Here is a 24802-nt window from a genome sequence, read left to right on the forward strand (position 1 = left end):
TAATGAGAGGCGGGATAATATGATGAAATTAAAATTTTATTTAGTATACCTTTGGTATAAAGTATTGCTGAAATTAGGAATTAAGACCGATGAAATTTATTATATTGGTGGAAGTGAAGCGTTGCCACCACCGTTAACGAAAGAAGAAGAGGAAGTTCTTTTGAATAAATTGCCAAAGGGAGATCAGGCAGCAAGGTCATTACTTATTGAACGTAACTTAAGGCTCGTTGTATATATAGCAAGAAAGTTTGAAAATACAGGGATAAATATTGAAGATTTGATTAGTATAGGAACAATCGGCCTTATTAAAGCGGTAAATACATTTAATCCAGAAAAGAAAATAAAATTAGCAACATATGCATCGCGTTGTATAGAAAATGAAATTTTAATGCATTTACGTCGAAATAACAAAAATCGTTCAGAAGTTTCTTTTGATGAACCGCTAAACATTGATTGGGATGGGAATGAACTGTTGTTGTCTGACGTGTTAGGTACAGATGATGATATTATTACAAAAGATTTAGAAGCTACTGTAGATCGTCACCTTTTAATGAAAGCATTACACCAATTAAATGATCGTGAAAAACAAATTATGGAACTTCGGTTTGGTCTTGCTGGAGGAGAGGAAAAGACGCAAAAAGATGTGGCGGATATGCTTGGGATTTCACAGTCATACATTTCGCGTTTAGAAAAAAGAATTATAAAAAGATTACGAAAAGAATTTAATAAAATGGTGTGAAGAATAAGACCAGCCGTTATGTAGGCTGGTCTTATTCTATTTAGTTGTATTAGGAAAGATAATTTAAATAAAAAATCGTGAAAAAACCATATGCATAAAATCCCCTTCAAAGGAAATACTTTACACTGTACAGCAACTCCCGATAGGAGGGAACACTTTGACGAGAAACAAAGTAGAAATTTGCGGTGTTGATACAGCTAAACTTCCAGTATTAAAAAATGAAGAGATGCGTAAATTATTTCGTGAAATGCAAAGTGGAGAGATAAGCGCAAGAGAAAAATTAGTGAATGGAAACTTACGTCTTGTACTGAGCGTCATCCAAAGATTTAATAACAGAGGAGAATATGTTGACGATTTATTTCAAGTTGGTTGCATTGGACTTATGAAATCAATTGATAATTTTGATTTAGGCCAAAATGTAAAATTTTCAACGTATGCTGTGCCGATGATTATTGGGGAAATACGCAGATATTTGCGTGATAATAATCCAATTCGCGTATCGCGCTCATTGCGAGATATTGCGTATAAAGCTTTGCAAGTAAGAGAAAAGTTGATTGCAGAAAATTCAAAAGAACCAACAGCAATGGATATTGCAAAAGTGCTAGAAGTAACTCATGAAGAGATAGTATTTGCTTTAGATGCGATTCAAGACCCGGTTTCATTATTTGAACCGATTTATAATGATGGAGGAGATCCTATCTTTGTTATGGATCAGTTAAGTGATGAAAAACAAAAGGACGAGCAGTGGGTTGAAGAATTAGCATTAAAAGAAGGAATGAAGCGTTTAAATGATCGAGAGAAAATGATTATTAGAAAACGTTTCTTCCAAGGAAAGACACAGATGGAAGTTGCAGAAGAAATTGGGATTTCCCAAGCGCAAGTATCACGTTTAGAGAAGTCAGCCATTAAACAAATGAATAAAACGATTCAAGGATAAGGTCTCACCAATTATGGTGAGACCTTTTTATATGTAATATGGTTTGTGCTCATAGTAGGGGATTAGTGTTCATATAATGAAACTAGCATGGTGTTTCGTATAGGTGGCTTCCTGTAAATATGAGAAACAGTTTCCAATTCGTCATATAAGGGAGAGGATAAAAATGGTGATACGAATTTCAGAGTTAAAGATGAAGGATGTTATAAATATTTCAGATGGAAAAAGGATTGGGAATATTGGAGATATTGAAATTGATATGAACACAGGGAAAATTTGTTCTGTTATTATTTCCAAACAGACACGTATGCTAGGTATTTTTGGAAAAGATGTTGAGATTGTAATTCCTTGGAAGGAAATTGTGAAAATTGGGGAAGATGTCATACTTGTAAGAGTAAATCCTGTTAATTCTGTAACAGAATCAATACAAACACCGACAATTTCATAAAGAATATTACAAATTCCTCTTTTTTTTCTGTTAGGATTATGAAAAAATAAAAGTATGGTAAAATAGACAGGAAGTACCATGCTTTTTTCTGTTATTTTAATTAAAAGGAGCCGCTTTATTATGAGAGAACCATTTAAATATGTGGACGGTATACTGTATTTACAAGCGTGGAAAGAACTTGGAAACATTACTGCTGGATTTACGACAAAAGATGGTGGGATAAGTACGGGCTCCTTTCATGCGATGAATTTAGGATTACATGTGAATGATATCGTGGAGAACGTTCATGAAAACAGACGCATTTTAGCAAATAAGTTACAAAAACCATTAGAAAACTGGATTTGCTCTGAACAAGTTCATGCTCATCATGTTGAAAAAGTAGGGCAACAGGAAAAAGGAAGTGGCGTCTATTCATATGAGGACGGCATTTCAAAAACAGATGGCATTTATACGAGTAATGAAGATGTTCTGTTAACGTCTTGTTACGCGGATTGTGTTCCGCTCTATTTTTATGCACCATCACATGGTATGATAGGACTTGCGCATGCTGGATGGAAAGGCACTGTACAAGAGATTGCAAAGGAAATGATTCAAAAGTGGAATGCAGAAGGTATTTCAAGTGATGAAATTCATGTTGCAATTGGGCCGTCGATCGGATCTTGTTGTTATGTTGTGGATGATCGTGTATTAACAGCAGCACAGGAAGTAGTTAGCGGTGCTGTTCCTCATCAAAAAATTTCTGACGGGCAGTACGCAATTAATTTAAAAGAAATTAATCGTATATTATGTGTACAAGCAGGCATAAAAGAAGAGCATATTGTAATGTCATCTCTTTGTACAAGCTGTGAAGAGCAACTATTTTTCTCTCATCGTCGTGATCAAGGTAAGACAGGAAGAATGTTGAGTTTCATAGGTTTTAAGGAGGAAGGAAGCAAGTGACAGTACAAGAAAATTTAGTGATTGTAAACGAAGCTATTAAAGAATCTTGCGCTCGAGCTGGACGTTCGTTGCAAGATATTAAACTTGTTGCAGTGACAAAAACTGTAGGGATTGAAAAAACAAACGAAGTAATTGAAGCTGGAATTATCGATTTAGGTGAAAATAGAAATGAAGGTTTCTTACAGAAATACGAGCATTTCGGTTCAAAAGTTAATTGGCACTTTATTGGCTCATTACAAACGAGAAAAGTAAAAGAAATCATTAATGAAATTGATTATTTACATTCGTTAGATCGTCTTTCCCTGGCGAAAGAAATTCAGAAACGTGCTGATAAGAAAGTGAAATGCTTTATTCAAGTGAAAACCTCATCTGAAGAATCGAAGCAAGGATTGGCAATAGAAGAGGTTGTTTCTTTTATTCAAAGTTTGCAAGAATTCGATAAAATTGAAGTGGTCGGACTAATGACGATGGCTCCATTTACAGAAGAAGAGGAAGAAATCAGACGCTGTTTTAAGGAATTACGTATGCTACAAACAGAGGTGCAGGAGCTAGAGTTATTACATGCGCCATGTAAAGAATTATCAATGGGAATGTCCAACGATTACACGATTGCAATTGAAGAAGGGGCTACATATATTCGTTTGGGAACGATTTTAGTAGGAAAAGCGTAAAAGGAAGGAGAATCTTATTATGAGTTGGTCAAAAGTAAAATACTTCTTTTTTGATACACCGGAAGAAAAAGAAGCAGCTCAATATGGTTATGAAAAGGAGCAAACAGACATGAAAAAGCAGCAAGATCCACCAGAACAACAAGATGTTACGTTTCCGAAAGCGCAACCGAAGCAAAATGTTGTGAGTATTGAAACAGCAAAACAATCTTCAAAAGTTGTTTTATTAGAACCACGCACATATTCGGAAGCGCAAGGGATTGCGGACCACCTAAAAGGTAGACGAGCTGTTGTAATTAATTTGCAGAGAATGTCTACTGATCAAGCGGTACGTATCGTTGACTTTTTAAGTGGTACTGTATACGCTATAGGCGGGGACATTCAAAAAATAGGACCGAAAACATTTATGTGTACACCTGAAAATGTTGATATTGTTGGTGCAATTTCAGAGTTATTCGGTGAAGAAGAAGAAACAAATATAAAGAGGTGGTAATACGCCATGACAACAGTTTTAATGGTGTTAAGTTCTGCTATCGAGATTTACTCGTGGGCACTGATTATTTACATTCTCCTATCATGGTTTCCTGGTGCAAAGGAATCATCTTTTGGAGAGTTCTTGGCGCGAATTTGTGAACCGTATTTAGAACCATTCCGCAGATTTATTCCGCCGCTGGGTATGATTGATATTTCTCCACTCGTTGCGATTTTTGCGTTAAAACTTGCTAAAAGTGGTTTGTTCAGCTTGTTCGGCTATTTCTTATAGTAAGAGGTTAAATACATGAGCATTTACGAACATTTTAGGCCTGATGAAGAGGTCTTTGTAGATAAAGTGCTAGAGTGGAAGCGAACGGCGGAGTACCATCAAGTGAAATTAACAGATTTCCTTGATCCAAGACAGCAACAAATTGTTTCTATGGTAATTGGACAAGGAGATGTTGCTGTGCAATTTGGTGGTGCAACGCCTAATGCAGAGCGTAAAAGAGCACTCATTTATCCAGACTATCTAGAATTAAATGAAGAAGAATTTCAAGTAGAAGTATTAGAAATTGACTATCCTTCCAAGTTTTATACGCTAGAACATAGGCAAATATTAGGTACATTTATGTCTCTTGGTTTAACGAGAGAAAAATGTGGTGATATTTTGCTGCAAGAAAATCGTGCCCAAATTGTAGTTGCGAAAGAAATCGTATCGTACATTGAGATGAACTTACAAGCAATAGGAAAAGTAAAAGTCTCCTTATCAGCAGTACAAGGAGAACAAATTCTACAGATACATGAAACGTGGGAGGAGAAATCTGGAACGGTTTCTTCACTTCGTTTAGATGTTATGTTAGCTGAAATGTTACATTTATCTAGACAGAAAGTACAACCTTTCATTAAAAATGGTTTAGTAAAAGTTAATTGGAAAATAGTGGAACAAACTTCTTATGAATGTTATCCAGGAGACGTTTTCTCTGTTAGAGGATATGGTCGAAGTAAATTATTTTCTGTAGAAGGTAGAACAAAACGCGACAAATGGAGAATTTTGTATGGTATACTAAAATGATTGGTTTTTTAGAAGGAAATCCTCCTATTTTGTCGAAGAAAAGATATAATTGAAAGAGGAAATTTAGATAACTACTTGGAGGTGGCGTTGTGCCGTTAACACCATTAGATATTCATAACAAAGAATTTGGTCGCGGATTCCGTGGCTATGATGAAGATCAAGTAAATGAGTTTCTTGATCAAATTATCAAAGATTATGAATTGGTCATTCGTGAGAAAAAAGCTTTAGAAGAAAAAGTTGCGCAGTTAGAAGGGAAGTTAGATCATTTCTCTAATATTGAAGATACGTTAAACAAATCTATCGTTGTTGCGCAAGAAGCAGCGGAAGAAGTAAAACGTAATGCGCAAAAAGAAGCGAAATTAATTGTGCGTGAAGCTGAAAAGAATGCTGATCGTATTATTAACGAAGCATTAGTAAAATCAAGAAAAGTTGCTTTTGATATTGAAGAGTTAAAGAAACAAGCGAAAGTATTCCGAACTCGTTTCCGTATGTTATTAGAAACACAGCTTGAAATGTTAAACAACGATGATTGGGATAAACTAATTGAGTTAGAAGACGAAGTAGATGAACTGTTGAAAAAAGAAGAAACAGTGTAAGCTTGACGTTTTTCTCATTATTACATATAATTTTAAACAACATATTTATTAAGAAAAACGAAGATAGGGATAAGTACCTTTTCAAACCTTATATAGCGAACTGAGGACGGTGTAAGCTCAGGATAAGGAGATAGTGGGAATATCACCCTGGAGTTCCGCGCTGAACAAATAGAGTAAGCGTAGGCGTGTATTCGCGTTAAGAATATAAGAGGATTCTATACATATGTATATGATCTACTAGGGTGGTACCGCGGGAGACTTTCTCGTCCCTTTTTGGGATGAGAAAGTCTCTTTTTTATTCCGTTTTTTAAGTATTTCTTATATACATGTAAGGAGGAATTGAGCATGGAGTACAAAAATACATTACTGATGCCGAAAACAGAGTTCCCAATGCGTGGGAACTTACCAAAACGTGAGCCTGCAATGCAAGAAAAATGGGCTGAAATGAATATTTACGAAAAAGTACAAGAACATACAAAAGGTCGTCCTTTATTTGTATTGCATGATGGACCTCCATATGCGAATGGTGACATTCATATGGGACATGCATTAAATAAAGTATTAAAAGACTTTATTGTTCGTTATAAATCAATGACTGGTTTTAGTGCGCCATATGTTCCAGGATGGGATACGCACGGTTTACCAATTGAACAAGCTTTAACAAATAAAGGTGTAAAGCGTAAAGAAATGACAGTTGCTGAGTTCCGTAAGTTATGTGCAGAGTATGCATATGAACAAGTAGAACGTCAACGTGAACAATTTAAGCGTCTAGGTGTACGTGCAGATTGGGATAATCCATATATTACTTTAGAGCCCGCTTATGAAGCACAACAAATTAAAGTGTTTGGTGACATGGCGAAAAAAGGTTATATCTATAAAGGTCAAAAACCAGTTTACTGGTCTCCAACGAGTGAATCTGCTTTAGCAGAAGCTGAAATTGAATATCAAGATAAAAAATCAGCATCTATTTACGTAGCATTCCCTGTAAAAGATGGAAAGAACGTATTAGAAGGTGATGAAAAGTACATCATTTGGACAACAACACCTTGGACATTACCTGCAAACTTAGGTATTTCTGTTCACCCAGAGCTTGAATATAGCATTGTAAAAGTAAATGATGAGAAATATATCATTGCTTCTGAGCTGTTTGAGACAGTTGCAAAAACGTTAGAGTGGGAAAATGCTGAAGTTGTGAAAACAGTAAAAGGTAGCGAACTGGAGTACACAGTTGCAAAACATCCATTCTACGATCGTGATTCATTAGTAATGCTAGGAGATCACGTAACAACAGATGCAGGTACAGGTTGTGTTCATACAGCACCAGGACACGGGGAAGATGACTTCGTTGTTGGTAAAAAGTATGGATTAGAAGTACTTTGCCCAGTTGATGATAAAGGTGTATTAACAAATGAAGCACCTGGATTTGAAGGCTTATTCTATGATAAAGCTAACAAGCCAATTACAGAAAAATTAGAAGAAGTAGGCGCGTTACTGAAACTAACATTCATTACGCATTCATACCCACATGATTGGAGAACGAAAAAACCAATTATTTTCCGTGCGACAGCACAGTGGTTTGCATCTATTGAAGCATTCCGTAAAGAATTAATAGAAGCTGTAGCGGAAACAAAATGGGTACCAGCATGGGGAGAAACTCGTCTTCATAATATGGTTCGTGACCGTGGTGACTGGTGTATTTCTCGTCAGCGTGCATGGGGTGTGCCAATTCCGGTATTCTATGCTGAGAATGGCGATCCAATTATTACAGATGAAACAATTAACCATGTAGCAGATTTATTCCGTGAACACGGTTCTAACGTATGGTTTGAGCGTGAAGCGAAAGATCTATTACCAGAAGGATTTACACATCCAGGTAGCCCAAATGGCGAATTCCGTAAAGAAACAGACATCATGGATGTATGGTTCGATTCAGGTTCTTCTCACCAAGCTGTATTAGAAGAGCGCGAAGATTTACAGCGTCCAGCTGATTTATATTTAGAAGGATCTGACCAGTATCGTGGTTGGTTTAACTCTTCATTATCAACAGCAGTTGCTGTAACAGGTAAAGCTCCATATAAAGGCGTACTAAGCCACGGTTTCGTACTAGATGGTGAAGGACGTAAAATGAGTAAGTCGATTGGAAACATCGTCGTACCGAAGAAAATCACGGATCAATTAGGCGGAGACATCTTACGCTTATGGGTATCTTCTGTTGACTATCAATCTGACGTACGTATTTCAGATGATATTTTAAAACAAGTAGCAGAAGTGTATCGTAAAATCCGTAACACATTCCGTTTCTTATTAGGAAACTTAGACGACTTTAAGCCAAGTGAAAATGCAGTAGCTGTAGCTGAGCTTCGTGAAGTAGATCGTTACATGTTAGTGAAATTAAATGACTTAATTACAAAAGTTAAAGAAGCATATGAGACATACGATTTCGCTGCTGTGTATCATGCAATTCATAACTTCTGTACAATTGATTTAAGTTCATTCTACTTAGATTTTGCAAAAGATATTTTATACATTGAAGGTGCAAACCAAGAAGATCGTCGTGCAATTCAAACTGTATTATATGATGTTCTTGTTGCGTTAACGAAACTTGTAACACCAATCTTACCGCATACAGCTGATGAAGTATGGCCATACATTCCAGGCGTAACAGAAGAAAGTGTACAATTAACTGATATGCCAGAAGCTGTACAATTAGATGACGCGGAAGCATTAAAAACAAAATGGGATGCATTTATGACATTACGTGATGACGTGTTAAAAGCACTAGAAGTAGCTCGTAATGAAAAAGTAATCGGTAAGTCATTAAATGCAAGCATTACGCTATATCCAACTGCAGAAATGAAAGCTATGTTAGAGTCTATTAGCGAAGACTTAAAGCAATTATTCATCGTTTCTGAGTATAAACTTGGTGGTATGATGGAAGAAGCGCCAGCAGATGCACCGAAGTATGAACATACAGCGGTTGTTGTTGCTCAAGCAACTGGTGAAACATGTGAACGTTGTTGGGTAGTTTCAGAAACAATTGGTAAAGATGCTGAACATGAAACATTATGTGAGCGTTGTGCAACAGTTGTGAAAGAAAACTATGTAAAATAATAAAAAACTGACTGCTATTTATGCAGTCAGTTTTTTATTTTGATGATATATCAAAATAACTTTCAGGCTCTTTCCTGTGAAGGAAAAATGTGTGTGAGGTAAGCAAATAAATTTCGGACACACTAACTGTACATTACAGCTAGGAGGAATGTACACGTGAATGAAATCTACATGGAAATAAAAGAAGAATTGCAATTGATGAGAAAAGAGTTGCAAGAGAGACTAGCTAAAGAAGTAATGCACAAATATGATGTCGAGTTCAGCCAAGAGCTTGGATATGAAATTAAGGAAGAGATAAAGAAAAAATTGCTATTACATGATATAAAAGAGGATTTAAAGGATGTAGAACGTGCATTATTTAAAATGGAAATAGACATGTACGGTATTTGTGAAGAGACCGGGAGATTAATTTCGACAAAGCAAATGAAAACAATGCCGACTGCCCGAACAATTCATGAATTTTTCTATGAAAAGGTAAATGTATGAATACGCACAACGATATTATATTACCTTTTTTTAATTTATTTTATTCTTCTATAAAGGTTCATTGTGAAAAGGTAGCAGCTATGCTAAAATTTTGAGGTACACTGTCTTTGTGGGGGAAATGAAAATGATATATTATGTAATAGCGTTATTTGTCATTGCTATCGATCAAATATCGAAGTGGTTAATTGTAAAGAACATGGAATTGGGTACGAGTATTCCAATTATCGACAATGTATTATACATAACATCACATCGAAATAGAGGCGCTGCCTGGGGTATTTTAGAAAATAAAATGTGGTTCTTCTACATTATTACAGTTGTTTTTGTAGTGTTTATCGTATTTTATATGAAAAAGTATGCGAAAACAGACAAGCTTCTAGGTATTTCGTTAGGCCTAATTTTAGGCGGGGCAATTGGTAACTTTATTGATCGTGTATTTAGACAAGAAGTAGTGGATTTCATTCACGTGTATATTTTCTCGTACAACTATCCAGTATTCAATATAGCTGATTCAGCGTTATGTATTGGTGTTGTATTAATTATTATTCAAACATTATTAGAAGGCAAGAAAGCGAAGGAGTAATTGAATGAGTGAAGTAGTACAAGTAACAGTTGTAGAAGAGCAAAAAAATGAGCGAATTGATAAATTCGTTGCAGGAATAAATAACGAATGGTCACGTTCACAAGTACAGCAATGGATTAAAGATGATGTTGTGACAGTAAACGGGAAAGCAGTAAAAGTGAATTATAAAGTAAAAGAAGAAGATGAAATTACAGTAACGATTCCTGATCCAGAAGCGTTAGATATTCAACCAGAAGATATGAATTTAGAAATTTATTATGAAGATGCAGATGTGCTTGTTGTAAATAAACCACGTGGTATGGTTGTACATCCAGCGCCAGGACATACAAGTGGTACGCTTGTAAACGGCCTTATGCACCATTGTACAGATTTATCAGGTATCAACGGTGTAATGCGTCCAGGTATTGTGCATCGTATTGATAAAGATACATCTGGATTATTAATGGTTGCTAAGAATGATATGGCGCATGAATCACTTGTAAATCAACTTGTAGCAAAAACAGTAACAAGACGTTACAAAGCAATTGTGCACGGTGTTATCCCGCATGATAAGGGGACTATCGATGCACCAATTGGTCGTGATAAGAAAGAGCGTCAAAGTATGACAGTTGATGAAAATGGTAAAAACGCTGTTACTCACTTCCAAGTGTTAGAACGCTTTAAAGACTTTACACTTGTAGAATGTCGCTTAGAAACGGGACGTACGCACCAAATTCGTGTTCATATGAAATATATTGGCTATCCACTTGCAGGAGATCCGAAGTATGGTCCCAAGAAAACGTTAGATATGAATGGACAAGCACTTCATGCAGGTATTTTAGGCTTTGATCATCCTCGTACTGGTGAATATATTCAGTTTGAGGCACCGATTCCAGAAGTATTTGAAGAAGCATTAAATATTTTACGGAAATAGTATTGACAAATCACAAGAAAACTGAGATACTGACAACAGTTAAATAATGATCCTTTAACACAGCCCCGTGAGGTTGAGAAGGTAACGGTTTGAAATACTTAGGGTATGCTGTACCCTTTTTTCAAAAGTCCTCTCGCACACGCTGAGAGGACTTTTTTTATACCATTACTCTCACGCAAGAAAAAAAGCTTGGAGGTGTAGAGCATGCAAGAGAAAGCTGTCGTTTTAGATGACCAAATGATTCGCCGTGCTTTAACACGAATTAGTCATGAAATCGTGGAACGAAATAAAGGTGTCGATAATTGTGTTCTTGTCGGAATTAAAACTCGTGGAATTTTTATTGCACAACGTTTGGCAGAACGAATTGGTCAAATTGAAGGAAAAGAAATGGAAGTTGGAGAGTTAGACATTACGTTATATCGTGATGATTTAACACTGCAATCCAAAAATAAAGAACCACTTGTAAAAGGTTCTGATATCCCTGTAGATATTACGAAGAAAAAAGTTATCCTTGTGGATGACGTGTTATATACAGGAAGAACAGTTCGAGCAGCAATGGATGCTCTTATGGATTTAGGTAGACCATCTCAAATCCAACTGGCGGTTCTTGTTGATAGAGGTCATCGTGAACTACCAATTCGCGCTGATTATGTAGGAAAGAACATCCCAACATCAAGTGAAGAGCGTATCGAAGTTGATTTGCAAGAGACAGATCAACAAGATCGAGTAAGCATATACGATAAGTAAAGCCCTTTTAAATGTAGTCCTGTGAGGCTGCCAAAGGGTCTTGGCTTTCATATGTCAAATTTGGCATACGAAAGTGTAGGACTCTTTGTGCACAGGCACAAAGAGTTTTTTTATTGCAAAGATTTAAACTGAAGGAGGATGTAACAATGGAACAAAAGCCAGTGTTAGACGTTAATGAAGTACCGAAACCGGGAAAATGGTTATTTTTGAGTATACAACATTTGTTCGCGATGTTTGGATCAACAGTGCTTGTTCCGTTTTTAACAGGATTGAATCCATCAGTAGCATTAATATCAAGTGGATTAGGAACGTTAGCGTTTCTTCTTATAACGAAAGGTCAAGTACCTGCCTATCTAGGATCATCATTCGCCTTTATCGCACCGATTATAACAGCGAAAACGGCAGGTGGACCGGGAGCAGCAATGCTTGGTGGTTTGCTAGCAGGGCTTGTGTACATCTTAATCTCACTCGGAATTAAGAAATCAGGATCAGAGTGGATTATGAAATTACTTCCGCCAATCGTAGTTGGACCGGTAGTAATGGTAATCGGTTTAGCGTTAGCACATACAGCAGTTAATATGGCGATGAACGGTGCGGATGGCAAATATAGCTTTATACACTTTTCAGTAGCATTAGTAACATTAGCAATTACAATTATATGCTCGATATTCGGAAGAGGATTTTTCAGTATCATACCAGTGTTACTTGGCATTATCGGCGGATATATCTTCGCTTACTTCCAAGGGCTAGTAGACTTAAAGCCGGTAGCTGAGGCAAAATGGTTTGTTGTACCAGATTTCACAGTACCATTTGTCACATACACACCAGAGTTTTCATGGAAGATTGTACTCTTGATGGTACCAGTTGCACTAGTAACAATATCAGAACATATCGGACATCAAATTGTACTTGGAAATGTTATTAAAAGAGATTTAATTGAAAAACCAGGTTTACACCGTTCGATCTTCGGTGACGGAGTAGCAACATTAATCGCATCACTAATCGGCGGGCCACCGAATACAACGTATGGTGAAAACATCGGTGTGCTAGCAATTACGAGAGCATACAGTGTATACTTATTCATCGGTTCAGCAGTATTCGCAATCATGTTCGGATTTATCGGTAAGATTTCTGCGCTGATTCATTCGATCCCAACACCAGTTATGGGTGGGGTATCAATCTTACTATTCGGTGTAATTGCATCAAGCGGATTACGCATGATGGTAGATGATAAAACAGATTTAAGTGACAAACGAAACTTAATGATTGCATCAGTAATACTAGTAATCGGTATTGGTGGAGCGGTACTTCACGTAGGAGAATCGTTCCAAGTAGAAGGAATGGCACTAGCAGCAATTGTAGGTGTACTGTTAAATCTACTACTACCGGAAACGAAACAAATAAAACAACCTAAGCAGATTGCTTCATAATAATAACCTTTTAATTCAGTCCTGTGAGACAGAAAAGGGTGGCTTCTTCCTTGCACCCTAGTCTTACATGACTAGGGTATTTTTATACAAATGTTGTTATAAAAATACAAAAGTGGTAACATAAAAATCAGAAAGATGAGGGATGACGATGAGCCATTTGTTAACGATGAGTGAATTATCGGAAGTAGAAATTTCAGAAATCCTAAAAGACGCAGAAGATTTCGCGAATGGAAAAGAGAGCAAAACGACAGAGCAAACTTTTGTTGCGAACTTGTTCTTTGAGAATAGTACGAGAACGAGATTTAGCTTTGAAGTTGCTGAGAAGAGATTAGGACTAGATGTTTTAAACTTTTCAGCGGATGCATCTAGCGTACAAAAAGGAGAAACTCTATACGATACGATAAGAACACTAGAATCAATCGGAACAAAAGCGGTGATCGTCCGCCATGAGCAAGATCGCTACTTCGATGAACTAAAAGATCAGGTAAATATCCCAATCTTAAACGCTGGAGATGGATGTGGAAACCACCCAACGCAGTGCCTACTCGATCTTCTTACAATTAAACAAGAGTTTGGGAGATTTGAAGGATTAAAGATTGCGATAGTAGGAGATGTTCGTCATAGCCGAGTAGCACGTTCTAATGCAGAAGCATTAACGAAACTGGGTGCAACAATTTACTTTGCAAGTCCAGAAGAGTGGAAAGATGAAGACAGCACATTTGGAACATACAAACCATTGGATGAACTTGTTCCAGAAGTGGATGTAATGATGTTACTTCGTGTACAACATGAGCGTCATGATCATTATGAAACAGACATTATGAAAGAGTATCATGAGAGACACGGATTAACAGTGGAAAGAGAAAAGCGTATGAAAGAAGGAAGCATTATTATGCATCCAGCTCCTGTAAACCGTGATGTTGAAGTTGCAAGTGAACTTGTTGAGTGTGAGCGTTCACGCATATTTAAACAAATGGAAAATGGAGTTTACGTAAGAATGGCTGTACTAAAACGCGCCTTACCAAATGTATTAGGAGGAATGAAACATGAATTACTTGTTTAAAAATGGTCGTTATATGAATGAAGAAGGAAAAATCGTAGCAACAGATCTTCTCGTACAAGACGGTAAAATCGCTAAGGTAGCAGAAAATATTACGGCAGATAATGCTGAAGTAATCGAAGTGAACGGAAATTTAATCGCACCTGGATTAGTAGATGTACACGTACATCTTCGTGAACCAGGTGGTGAACATAAAGAAACAATTGAAACAGGTACACTAGCAGCGGCAAAAGGTGGATTCACTACAATTTGCTCAATGCCAAATACACGCCCAGTACCAGATTGCAGAGAACATATGGAAGACCTGCAAAAACGTATTAAAGAAAAAGCGCATGTCAACGTACTACCATACGGAGCAATTACAGTACGTCAAGCTGGTTCTGAAATGACAGATTTCGAAACATTAAAAGAACTTGGAGCATTTGCTTTCACAGATGACGGCGTAGGCGTACAAGATGCTAGCATGATGTTAGCGGCTATGAAACGTGCAGCGAAATTAAATATGGCAGTAGTTGCGCACTGTGAAGAGAATACGCTTATTAATAAAGGTTGTGTACATGAAGGGAAGTTTTCTGAGAAACACGGATTAAACGGTATCCCATCAGTATGTGAATCTGTACATATTGCAAGGGATATACTGCTTGCTGAAGCAGCAGATTGTCACTATCACGTATGTCACGTAAGTACAAAAGGTTCTGTACGTGTAATCCGTGATGCGAAACGAGCTGGAATTAAAGTAACAGCAGAAGTAACACCACATCACCTAGTGTTATGTGAAGATGATATCCCATCAGTTGATCCTAACTTTAAAATGAACCCACCGCTTCGTGGAAAAGAAGACCATGCAGCATTAATTGAAGGATTACTAGATGGAACGATCGATATGATCGCAACTGACCATGCACCGCATACAGCGGAAGAGAAAGCACAAGGAATTGAAAGAGCGCCATTCGGAATTACTGGTTTTGAAACAGCATTCCCACTTCTATACACAAACCTTGTGAAAAAAGGAATTATTACATTAGAGCAGTTAATTCAATTCTTAACAGAAAAGCCAGCTGATACATTCGGCTTAGAAGCAGGTCGCCTGAAAGAAGGTAGAGCAGCTGATGTTACAATCATTGATTTAGAACAAGAAGAAGAGATTGACCCAACAACATTCTTATCAAAAGGAAAAAATACACCATTCGCAGGTTGGAAATGCCAAGGATGGCCGGTAATGACAATCGTTGGTGGTAAGATCGCATGGCAAAAGGAGAGTGCATTAGTATGAAAAGACAACTTATCTTAGAAGATGGAACAGTATTAATTGGAAAAGGTTTCGGAGGCGAAATTGAAAAGTCAGGTGAGGTTGTATTTACAACAGGAATGACTGGATATCAAGAAACATTATCTGATCCATCATATTGCGGTCAAATCGTAACATTCACGTACCCATTAATCGGAAACTACGGCATTAACCGTGACGATTTTGAATCGATTCACCCATCTGTAAATGGCTTAATCGTAAACGAAATTTGTGATCACCCATCAAACTTCCGTAATGAAATTTCGTTAAATGATTACTTAAAAGAAAGAAATATCCCAGGGTTAGCAGGAATTGATACAAGAAAATTAACGAGAAAAATTCGTCAATACGGTACATTACGTGGACGTCTATGTAACATGGATGCAGATGTAGAATACATCGTGAGCCAATTAAAAGCGACAGTATTTACAGATCACGTGAAACGCGTATCAACGAAAGATCCATACCCAAGCCCAGGCCGTGGACACCGAGTTGTACTTGTAGACTTCGGAATGAAACATGGTATTTTACGAGAATTAAACAAACGTGACTGTGATGTAATTGTAGTACCTTACAATACAACAGCAGAAGAAATTTTACGCCTTAGCCCAGATGGAATTATGTTAAGTAACGGACCTGGAGATCCGAAAGATGTACCAGAAGCAATTGAAATGTTAAAAGACATTATCGGTAAAGTTCCTTTATTCGGAATTTGCTTAGGACATCAACTATTCGCTCTAGCATCTGGTGCGAATACAAGTAAGTTAAAATTCGGTCACCGTGGTTTAAACCATCCAGTAAAACATCTTGCAACTGGAAAAGTAGCAATTACATCTCAAAATCATGGTTACGCAGTAGAAGAAGAATCAGTTAAAAATACAGAACTTGAAATTACACATGTCGCTTTAAATGATGGAACAGTAGAAGGTCTTCGTCATACGAAGTTCCCAGCATTTACAGTGCAATACCATCCAGAAGCTTCAGCAGGACCAGAAGATGCAAATGATTTATTCGAAGATTTCTTAGAAATGATTGAAAACTTCAAGAAAGAAGGGGAAGAGTTATGCCAAAACGCCTAGACATTAACACAATTTTAGTAATCGGATCAGGACCAATTGTAATTGGGCAAGCAGCAGAGTTTGACTACTCTGGTACACAAGCTTGTCAATCTCTTAGAGAAGAAGGTTACAAAGTAATCCTTGTTAACTCTAACCCAGCAACAATTATGACAGATACTGCAACAGCAGATAAAGTATATATAGAACCATTAACACTAGAATTCGTAAGCCGTATCATTCGTAAAGAACGTCCAGATGCAATCTTACCAACATTAGGTGGTCAAACAGGTTTAAACATGGCTGTTGAACTTGCGAAATCAGGCATACTTGAAGAGTGTGGAGTTGAAATTTTAGGAACGAAATTATCAGCAATTGAGCAAGCGGAGGATCGTGATTTATTCCGTACATTAATGCAGGAATTAAATGAACCAATTCCATCTAGTACCATCATTCATACGCTAGAAGAAGCACATGAATTTGTAAAAGAAATTGGATATCCAGTTATTGTTCGCCCAGCATTTACAATGGGGGGAACAGGTGGCGGAATCTGTAGTAATGAAGAAGAACTAATTGAAATCGTATCAGGTGGATTAAAACATAGTCCAGTAACACAATGTTTATTAGAAAAGAGCATTGCTGGTTGTAAGGAAATTGAATATGAAGTAATGCGTGATTCAAATGATAACGCGATTGTAGTATGTAATATGGAAAATATCGATCCAGTTGGAGTTCACACAGGTGATTCTATCGTAGTAGCACCGAGCCAAACATTAAGTGACCGTGAATATCAAATGTTACGAAACACTTCATTACGAATTATTCGTGCATTAGGAATTGAAGGTGGATGTAACGTTCAGCTTGCACTTGATCCACATAGCTTCCAATACTATGTAATCGAAGTAAACCCGCGTGTAAGTCGTTCATCTGCACTAGCATCTAAAGCAACTGGATATCCAATTGCGAAGCTAGCGGCAAAAATTGCAGTCGGTCTAACATTAGATGAAATTATAAATCCAGTAACACAAAAAACATACGCTTGTTTCGAACCAGCATTAGACTATGTTGTTTCAAAAATTCCGCGCTGGCCATTTGATAAGTTTGAATCAGCAAACAGAACACTGGGTACACAAATGAAGGCAACTGGTGAAGTTATGTCAATCGGACGTAACTTAGAGCAATCATTATTAAAAGCGGTTCGTTCTTTAGAACTTGGCGTTTATCACTTAGAGTTAGAGCATTTAAAAGAACTTGATAAAGAAACAATGAAAAAACGCATTATAAAAGCTGATGATGAGCGACTGTTTATTGTAGCAGAAGCAATTCGTCAAGGTGTAACGAAAGAAGAAATCAACGAATGGTGTGAAATGGACTTCTTCTTCTTACAAAAAGTTGAAAACATCGTAAATATGGAACGTGAAGTAAAAGCGAATGTAGGAAATATGGAAGTACTACAAACTGCGAAAGAAATGGGCTTCAGCGATCACTACGTTGCAGCAGCTTGGAATAAAACAGAGCGTGAAATTTACGATATGCGTAAAGAAAGCAATATAACTCCTGTTTATAAAATGGTAGATACTTGTGCGGCAGAGTTTGAATCTGCAACACCATACTACTACAGCACATATGGTGACGAGAATGAATCGGTTAGAACAGATCGTAAGAGTGTAGTAGTTCTAGGATCTGGTCCAATCCGTATCGGTCAAGGTGTTGAGTTTGACTACGCAACTGTTCACTCTGTATGGGCAATTAAAGAAGCTGGATATGAGGCAATCATTGTTAATAACAATCCAGAAACAGTTTCAACAGACTTCAGTATTTCTGATAAATTATACTTTGAACCATTAACAATTGAAGATGTAATGCACATTATCGATTTAGAAAAGCCAGAAGGTGTTATCGTTCAGTTCGGTGGACAAACGGCAATTAACTTAGCGGCGAAATTAGAAGAACACGGTGTGAAAATTTTAGGAACATCACTTGAAGATTTAGACCGCGCAGAAGATCGTGATAAGTTTGAAGCAGCTCTAACACAGCTTGGTATCCCGCAACCAGTTGGTAAAACAGCAACAACTGTAGAACAAGCGGTAGCAATCGCTGAAGAAATTGGTTATCCAGTATTAGTAAGACCGTCTTACGTACTAGGTGGACGTGCGATGGAAATCGTATATCGTCAAGAAGAATTACTGCACTACATGAAAAATGCAGTTAAAGTTCATGCAGAGCATCCGGTATTAATTGACCGTTACATGGTTGGTAAAGAAATTGAAGTAGATGCAATTTCAGACGGTGAGAATGTATTCATTCCAGGTATTATGGAACATATTGAACGCGCTGGAGTTCACTCTGGTGACTCAATTGGAGTATACCCACCACAAAGCTTATCTGAAAAACTAAAAGAACAAATCATTGAACATACAATTGCACTTGGAAAAGGTTTAAACATTGTTGGATTACTAAATATCCAGTTCGTAGTATTCAAAGATCAAGTGTACGTAATTGAAGTAAACCCACGTGCGAGTCGTACAGTACCGTTCTTAAGTAAAATTACGGGCGTACCGATGGCGAATGTTGCAACGAAAGTTATTTTAGGTCAAGACTTAGTAGAGCAAGGATACGGAACTGGTTATCACCCAGAAGAGAAAGAAGTATATGTAAAAGCGCCGGTATTCTCGTTTGCGAAACTACGCTCAGTTGATACAACATTAGGACCTGAAATGAAGTCAACAGGGGAAGTAATGGGTAAAGACTTAACGCTTGAAAAAGCATTATACAAAGGATTAGTTGCTTCTGGAATTAACATCCCAACGCACGGATCAGTAATCATCACAGTAGCGGATAAAGATAAAGAAGAGGCAATGGAAATTGCAAAACGTTTCCACGAAATCGGTTATAACTTATTAGCAACAGCTGGAACAGCACAATCGTTAGCAGAGCAAAATATTCCAGTGCAAGTGGTAAACAAAATTGATTCTGAAGACTATAACTTACTTGATATTATCCGTCAAGGAAAAGCACAGTTTGTAATCAATACATTAACAAAAGGCAAACAACCAGCGCGTGATGGTTTCCGCATTCGCCGTGAATCAGTAGAAAATGGTGTGGCTTGCTTAACATCACTTGATACAACGAGAGCAATCTTACGAGTATTGGAATCTATGACATTCTCAGCTCATTCAATGAAAGAAATTACGCAAACAAAGCGTCACGAGGTGGTACATGCATGATGCAAAAGCAAAATATGATTGTCGTTAACCAAAAAGAAATCGCAAAAAACATTTACGAATTAGTGCTTCAAGGAACGTTAGTACAGCAAATGAACGAACCAGGGCAGTTTGTACACATTAAGGTAGCAGAGGGCATTGCGCCCCTTCTGCGCCGCCCAATTAGTATTTGTAATGTAGATCAAGAGAAGAACGAATTTACAATGCTATATCGTGCCGAAGGACAAGGGACAAAAACATTAGCAACTAGAAAACAAGGTGAAATGATAGATGTACTAGGACCATTAGGACACGGTTTTCCTGTAGAAGAGGCAGAAGCTGGTCAAACAGCTTTACTAGTAGGCGGGGGAATTGGTGTACCACCACTTTATGAATTATCACAGCGCCTCGTTGCAAAGGGTGTACGTGTGATTCACATCTTAGGTTTTCAAACGAAAGATGTTGTTTTCTATGAAGAAAAATTTGCAGAACTTGGTGATACGTACGTTGCGACAGTAGACGGTACACACGGTACAACAGGATTTGTCACAGATGTAATTGATAATTACGGAATCGACTTTGACATTCTTTATTCATGTGGCCCGTTAGCGATGCTTCGTGCATTAGAAGGACGTTACAAAGAGAAAAAAGCATATATTTCATTAGAAGAGCGTATGGGCTGTGGTATTGGAGCTTGTTTCGCATGTGTATGCCACTTACAAGAAGATCCAAGTGGACATTCTTACAAGAAGGTGTGTAGCGACGGACCAGTATTTCCAATCGGGGAGGTTGTACTATGAACAGATTGCAAGTTGAATTACCAGGATTATCATTAAAAAATCCAATTATACCGGCATCTGGATGCTTTGGATTTGGTCGTGAATATGCACAGTTTTACGATTTAAGTGTACTAGGATCAATCATGATTAAAGCGACGACAGAACAACCACGTTATGGAAATCCAACGCCTCGTGTTGCTGAAACACCAGGCGGCATGTTAAATGCAATCGGACTTCAAAACCCGGGATTAGACAAAGTAATGAATTCGGAATTACCATGGTTAGAACAATTTGACCTTCCAATTATTGCGAACGTTGCAGGCTCACAGGCTGAGGATTACGTAGCGGTTGCGAAGGAAATTTCTAAAGCGCCTAATGTCCATGCACTAGAATTAAATATTTCTTGTCCAAACGTAAAAACAGGTGGTATCGCCTTTGGTACAAATCCTGAAATTGCTGCTGATTTAACGAAGCGAGTAAAAGAGGTTTCTGAAGTACCTGTATACGTGAAATTGTCACCGAACGTGGCAAACATAGTGGAAATTGCAAAAGCGATTGAAAATGCAGGTGCAGATGGTTTAACGATGATTAATACATTGCTTGGTATGCGTCTAGATTTAAAAACAGCTAAACCAATTTTAGCAAACCGTACAGGCGGATTATCAGGTCCTGCGATTAAGCCAGTAGCAATTCGCATGGTACATGAAGTAAGCCAAGCGGTTAACATTCCAATTATCGGAATGGGCGGTATTGAAACAGCGGAAGATGTAATTGAATTCTTCTACGCTGGCGCAAGCGCAGTTGCAGTAGGTACAGCGAACTTTATCGATCCGTTCGTATGTCCGACAATTATTGAAGAGTTACCAGCATTACTAGATGAATTAGGATTTGATCATATTTCGGAATGTCAAGGAAGGAGCTGGAAGCAAACATGTCACAGTCGTTAATCGTTGCACTAGATTTTCCAGGGAAACAAGAAGTAGAACAATTCTTACACCACTTTGAAGGGGAAGAGTTATTTGTCAAAGTAGGTATGGAGTTATTTTACAAAGAAGGCCCTGCAATTATTACGTACTTAAAAGAAAAAGGACATAAGATTTTCCTAGATTTAAAACTTCATGATATTCCGAATACAGTAAAAAGCGCTATGCGTAGCCTAGCTAGTCTAGATGTTGATATGGTAAATGTTCATGCTGCTGGGGGAAGTAGCATGATGAAAGCTGCGATTGAGGGATTAGAGGAAGGTAAGCAAGAAGGAAAAGAGAGACCGATTTGTATTGCAGTTACACAACTAACAAGCACTTCGGAAGCTATGATGAAAAAAGAGATTGGCATTGAGAAAACGTTAGAAGAAGCGGTTGCTCATTATGCAAAATTAACGAAAGACAGTGGACTTGATGGCGTTGTTTGTTCAACACTTGAAGTTCCAAAATTACGTGAAGTATGCGGAAATGAATTTGTAACAGTAACACCGGGGATTCGTCTTGCAAGTGATGATGTTAATGACCAAGTGCGCGTAGCAACACCGAAACGTGCGAGGGAACTTGGCTCAAGCTACATCGTAGTTGGACGCAGTATTACGAAAGCAGAAAATCCGCTTGAAGCGTATAAAACAGTAAAACAACAGTGGGAAGGTGTAACAGTATGAAAAAAGAAATCGCATCGCATTTATTAGAAATTGGAGCAGTATTTTTACAACCGAATAATCCATTCACTTGGTCTTCAGGTATGAAATCACCAATTTATTGTGATAACCGTTTAACTTTATCTTATCCAAAAGTACGTCAAGCGATTGCAGCTGGATTAGAAGAGTTAATTAAAGAGCACTTCCCAACTGTAGAAGTTATTGCAGGAACAGCAACTGCTGGTATTGCGCACGCTGCATGGGTAAGCGATCGTATGGATTTACCAATGTGCTACGTACGTAGTAAAGCAAAAGGTCACGGTAAAGGGAACCAAATTGAAGGAAAAGCTGAAAAAGGTCAAAAAGTAGTAGTAGTAGAAGACTTAATTTCAACTGGTGGTAGTGCAATTACGTGTGTAGAAGCACTTCGCGAAGCTGGCTGTGAAGTATTAGGAATCGTATCAATCTTCACATACGAGCTAGAGTCAGGAAAAGAAAAATTAGAAGCAGCTAACGTAGCATCATATTCTTTAAGTGATTACAGTGCATTAACTGAAGTTGCAGCAGAAAAAGGTATGATCGGACAAGCTGAAACGAAAAAATTACAAGAGTGGCGTAAAAATCCAGCTGACGAAGCTTGGATCACAGCGTAACATAAAAAAAGACGACTGCGGGGGAACGCAGTCGTCTTTTTTATCATTGTTAAAAATTCAAGTAAAGTCCTATCGATATCAAAGAAAATTCATATTATAATCTTTCTACTAAAAACTACTTAGCGCTTTCTGCAAGCTCATATCCTCTTACAAACAATAGAGTCATATAAGAAACAATAAATGAGAAGATGCTGTACATGCCAACCCAAAAGAAGAATTTTGGAGTGAAGGCGATAACACCTATTATTAAAAAACTAGCAAACGTTACAATCGGCATTACGTAATACGTTTTCGTCTTGCGTGTTCCAATAACAGAAACGATAAAGATAAGTAATGGACAAATTAATAAGACGAAAATCAATTCATTCATAGTTATGTCCCCTTTTCTAATGGAAGTAATCTGTTCCTCGTAAACGTTTTTTAAATAAATATTCTCTTAATATAACTTCGCTAACATGTAGATAATCCCTTTAGAAAGTCACTGGATTTCATAATAAAAAGCGTAAGCAAGAGAAAACTTGCTTACGCTATAGAATAAACATCGCAACGATCGTGGTGACAATTAAGCCAATCAAAACTGGTAAAAAGTTTCGGCGTGCGAGTTCAAATGGATCCACTTTACAAATGGCAGCGGCAGGAATAAGCGCCCAAGGAATTAAAGTCCCGCCTCCGGTCCATATGGCAGCAATTTGCCCGAGTGCTGTTAATGTAGCTGTTCCATGCCCAAGTGCTGTTCCGAAAAGATTGGCAATTGAACCAGCAAGTGATATACCAGAAAAGCCAGATCCATCTAATCCTGTTATGACACCAACGATAGTTAATGTTCCCGCCGATACGTATTGATTTAAAGGAACAGTTTGAGATAAGGCAATCCCTAAGTCGTTAATGATTCCATGTGAACCTTTCGGTAAATAGTCTCCGATAATTTTCACAAAACCGCTATCTCCTAAATAAAAGAGTGCAGCAATTGGAATAACTGGACCAAAGATTTTAAATCCAAATTGGAGCCCTTCTATAAAATAATCGGTTGTTTTATTTAGTCCATTACCTTTGTAGGCGATGAGGGAAATGATGATAATCATAATAACAGTCGTTCCGCCGATAAGTGCTGTTGCATCGCTTCCTTGTAGTTTAAATTGAATCATGCAAAGGATATCGATGATATATACGATAGGGATACATATAGCGAGCCATTTCTTTATGCGAGGAGATAATAAAATAGTAGTTTTAGATGGTTCCGTTGATGCAGGGGAGTCTTGCAACGATAATCCTGTATCAAATTCTTTTCGTAAGAAGAAAAAAGCGACAGAAGTTGTAACAACGCCCATCACGATAACGAGGGGAACACTGGCAGAAACGACGCTGGAAACAGGAAGACCAGCCGCGTCTGCAGTTAATTTCGGTGCACCTTGAATAACGAAGTCGCCAGATAAGGCGATGCCGTGTCCGAATAAGTTCATAGCAATGGCAACCCCAATTGGAGGAAGACCGACGCGTACAGCGACGGGGAATAAAATAGCTCCCATTAAGGCGACAGCTGGAGAAGGCCAAAAAAAGAAAGAAATTGTCATCATTAAAAGGCCGATAATCCAGTAGGCGAGGGTAGGGGTACGAATCATCTTTGTAAATGGTGAAATCATCGTATCATTTATGCCAGTATGAACGAGTAGATTGCTCATTGATACGATAATAGAGATGATTAATATAGTTGGTAAAAGTTCAGTAATAGCGTAAATGAAACTTTGAAAAATACCGCTAACGGCAAGAGGGATAGAACTTGTAGCGGTTAATGCTAATAAAAAGATAAAAACGATACAAATAATCGTCGTATCTTTCCGGAGAATAAAAAAGGTAATAATAGTGAGTAAGCAAATAACATAGAGAGCGTGTAATAGCGTTAATTCAACTCCCATAACATTCACATCCTTAGGCATTCGTGTAGTTTATTGTATGAAAGCAGTGAAAGTATGTGAGTATAGGAAAAGAAAAAAAGTGAAATT

The 24802-nt window shown here is 37.7% G+C and carries 25 protein-coding genes and 1 other annotated feature; of the genes, 23 read left to right on the forward strand and 2 right to left on the reverse strand.

What is annotated here, in order from left to right:
- Window positions 1-19 precede the first annotated feature (19 nt).
- The 23 genes from sigE to pyrE all read left to right on the forward strand — a co-directional run bounded on the left by sigE (window position 20) and on the right by pyrE (window position 22802).
- Window positions 20-739 (forward strand): RNA polymerase sporulation sigma factor SigE, encoded by a 720-nt coding sequence (sigE, locus tag N2V92_RS15355; protein WP_000976948.1) that lies wholly within the window; start codon window positions 20-22, stop codon window positions 737-739.
- Window positions 740-896: 157 nt separating this feature from the next.
- Window positions 897-1676, forward strand: coding sequence for an RNA polymerase sporulation sigma factor SigG (sigG, locus tag N2V92_RS15360; protein WP_000197755.1), 780 nt, complete (start codon window positions 897-899; stop codon window positions 1674-1676).
- 163 nt (window positions 1677-1839) lie between these two features.
- Window positions 1840-2121: a YlmC/YmxH family sporulation protein gene (locus N2V92_RS15365; protein WP_016077295.1), complete on the forward strand. Its 282-nt coding sequence runs from the start codon at window positions 1840-1842 to the stop codon at window positions 2119-2121.
- 120 nt (window positions 2122-2241) lie between these two features.
- Complete coding sequence (gene pgeF, locus N2V92_RS15370; protein ID WP_001209008.1) at window positions 2242-3060, forward strand: peptidoglycan editing factor PgeF; 819 nt, start codon at window positions 2242-2244, stop codon at window positions 3058-3060.
- Window positions 3057-3731 carry a YggS family pyridoxal phosphate-dependent enzyme gene (locus tag N2V92_RS15375; RefSeq protein ID WP_000218005.1) on the forward strand — a complete coding sequence of 225 codons (675 nt, stop codon included), beginning with the start codon at window positions 3057-3059 and terminating at the stop codon, window positions 3729-3731. Before pgeF ends, N2V92_RS15375 begins: the two co-directional genes overlap by 4 nt.
- 19 nt (window positions 3732-3750) lie before the next feature.
- Window positions 3751-4221 carry a cell division protein SepF gene (locus tag N2V92_RS15380; protein WP_000119129.1) on the forward strand — a complete coding sequence of 157 codons (471 nt, stop codon included), beginning with the start codon at window positions 3751-3753 and terminating at the stop codon, window positions 4219-4221.
- Window positions 4222-4227: 6 nt separating this feature from the next.
- Window positions 4228-4491: a YggT family protein gene (locus tag N2V92_RS15385; protein ID WP_000214323.1), complete on the forward strand. Its 264-nt coding sequence runs from the start codon at window positions 4228-4230 to the stop codon at window positions 4489-4491.
- 15 nt (window positions 4492-4506) lie between these two features.
- A complete protein-coding gene (locus tag N2V92_RS15390; protein ID WP_016077296.1) occupies window positions 4507-5274 on the forward strand; it encodes a YlmH family RNA-binding protein in 768 nt (255 codons plus the stop codon).
- A gap of 89 nt (window positions 5275-5363) precedes the next feature.
- Window positions 5364-5870 carry a septum site-determining protein DivIVA gene (gene divIVA / locus N2V92_RS15395; protein WP_001131611.1) on the forward strand — a complete coding sequence of 169 codons (507 nt, stop codon included), beginning with the start codon at window positions 5364-5366 and terminating at the stop codon, window positions 5868-5870.
- A gap of 51 nt (window positions 5871-5921) precedes the next feature.
- Window positions 5922-6144 (forward strand) — a binding site (T-box leader).
- A gap of 71 nt (window positions 6145-6215) precedes the next feature.
- A complete protein-coding gene (gene ileS2, locus N2V92_RS15400; protein ID WP_042595571.1) occupies window positions 6216-8981 on the forward strand; it encodes an isoleucine--tRNA ligase in 2766 nt (921 codons plus the stop codon).
- A 156-nt stretch (window positions 8982-9137) separates the two neighbouring features.
- On the forward strand, window positions 9138-9467 hold the full coding sequence (locus N2V92_RS15405; protein WP_001002956.1) for a molecular chaperone DnaK: 330 nt from the start codon (window positions 9138-9140) through the stop codon (window positions 9465-9467).
- Window positions 9468-9591: 124 nt separating this feature from the next.
- Complete coding sequence (gene lspA / locus N2V92_RS15410; RefSeq protein ID WP_000642180.1) at window positions 9592-10050, forward strand: lipoprotein signal peptidase LspA; 459 nt, start codon at window positions 9592-9594, stop codon at window positions 10048-10050.
- Window positions 10051-10054: 4 nt separating this feature from the next.
- On the forward strand, window positions 10055-10963 hold the full coding sequence (locus N2V92_RS15415) for an RluA family pseudouridine synthase (RefSeq protein ID WP_000005854.1): 909 nt from the start codon (window positions 10055-10057) through the stop codon (window positions 10961-10963).
- 204 nt (window positions 10964-11167) lie between these two features.
- Complete coding sequence (gene pyrR / locus N2V92_RS15420; protein ID WP_001156491.1) at window positions 11168-11710, forward strand: bifunctional pyrimidine operon transcriptional regulator/uracil phosphoribosyltransferase; 543 nt, start codon at window positions 11168-11170, stop codon at window positions 11708-11710.
- A 146-nt stretch (window positions 11711-11856) separates the two neighbouring features.
- Entirely contained in the window at window positions 11857-13140 is a 1284-nt protein-coding gene (gene uraA, locus N2V92_RS15425; RefSeq protein WP_000435925.1) for a uracil permease, read from the forward strand.
- A gap of 148 nt (window positions 13141-13288) precedes the next feature.
- A complete protein-coding gene (pyrB, locus tag N2V92_RS15430; protein WP_000018846.1) occupies window positions 13289-14203 on the forward strand; it encodes an aspartate carbamoyltransferase in 915 nt (304 codons plus the stop codon).
- Window positions 14187-15473, forward strand: a complete 1287-nt coding sequence (gene pyrC, locus N2V92_RS15435) for a dihydroorotase (protein ID WP_042595567.1) — start codon at window positions 14187-14189, stop codon at window positions 15471-15473. The genes pyrB and pyrC overlap by 17 nt, the downstream gene beginning before the upstream one ends.
- Complete coding sequence (locus N2V92_RS15440; RefSeq protein WP_000828669.1) at window positions 15470-16567, forward strand: carbamoyl phosphate synthase small subunit; 1098 nt, start codon at window positions 15470-15472, stop codon at window positions 16565-16567. Before pyrC ends, N2V92_RS15440 begins: the two co-directional genes overlap by 4 nt.
- The gene (carB, locus tag N2V92_RS15445; RefSeq protein ID WP_001126139.1) at window positions 16552-19770 is read left to right on the forward strand and encodes a carbamoyl-phosphate synthase large subunit; all 3219 of its coding nucleotides are present in this window, start codon (window positions 16552-16554) and stop codon (window positions 19768-19770) included. The genes N2V92_RS15440 and carB overlap by 16 nt, the downstream gene beginning before the upstream one ends.
- Window positions 19767-20546, forward strand: a complete 780-nt coding sequence (gene pyrK, locus N2V92_RS15450; RefSeq protein ID WP_016077299.1) for a dihydroorotate oxidase B electron transfer subunit — start codon at window positions 19767-19769, stop codon at window positions 20544-20546. The genes carB and pyrK overlap by 4 nt, the downstream gene beginning before the upstream one ends.
- Window positions 20543-21472, forward strand: a complete 930-nt coding sequence (gene pyrD / locus N2V92_RS15455) for a dihydroorotate oxidase B catalytic subunit (RefSeq protein WP_001081049.1) — start codon at window positions 20543-20545, stop codon at window positions 21470-21472. The genes pyrK and pyrD overlap by 4 nt, the downstream gene beginning before the upstream one ends.
- Window positions 21457-22173, forward strand: a complete 717-nt coding sequence (gene pyrF, locus N2V92_RS15460; RefSeq protein WP_000083509.1) for an orotidine-5'-phosphate decarboxylase — start codon at window positions 21457-21459, stop codon at window positions 22171-22173. Before pyrD ends, pyrF begins: the two co-directional genes overlap by 16 nt.
- Complete coding sequence (pyrE, locus tag N2V92_RS15465; RefSeq protein WP_016077300.1) at window positions 22170-22802, forward strand: orotate phosphoribosyltransferase; 633 nt, start codon at window positions 22170-22172, stop codon at window positions 22800-22802. Before pyrF ends, pyrE begins: the two co-directional genes overlap by 4 nt.
- A gap of 115 nt (window positions 22803-22917) precedes the next feature.
- On the opposite strand, the gene N2V92_RS15470 is transcribed toward pyrE, so the two are convergent.
- Both N2V92_RS15470 and N2V92_RS15475 read right to left on the reverse strand, forming a co-directional pair.
- Window positions 22918-23172: a YbeF family protein gene (locus tag N2V92_RS15470; protein ID WP_001003933.1), complete on the reverse strand. Its 255-nt coding sequence runs from the start codon at window positions 23170-23172 to the stop codon at window positions 22918-22920.
- Window positions 23173-23329: 157 nt separating this feature from the next.
- Window positions 23330-24715, reverse strand: coding sequence for a hypothetical protein (locus tag N2V92_RS15475; protein WP_016077301.1), 1386 nt, complete (start codon window positions 24713-24715; stop codon window positions 23330-23332).
- Window positions 24716-24802: the final 87 nt, after the last annotated feature.

It is taken from the genome of Bacillus sp. CH_48 (assembly GCF_038008465.1).
Lineage (GTDB): Bacteria > Bacillota > Bacilli > Bacillales > Bacillaceae_G > Bacillus_A > Bacillus_A thuringiensis_S.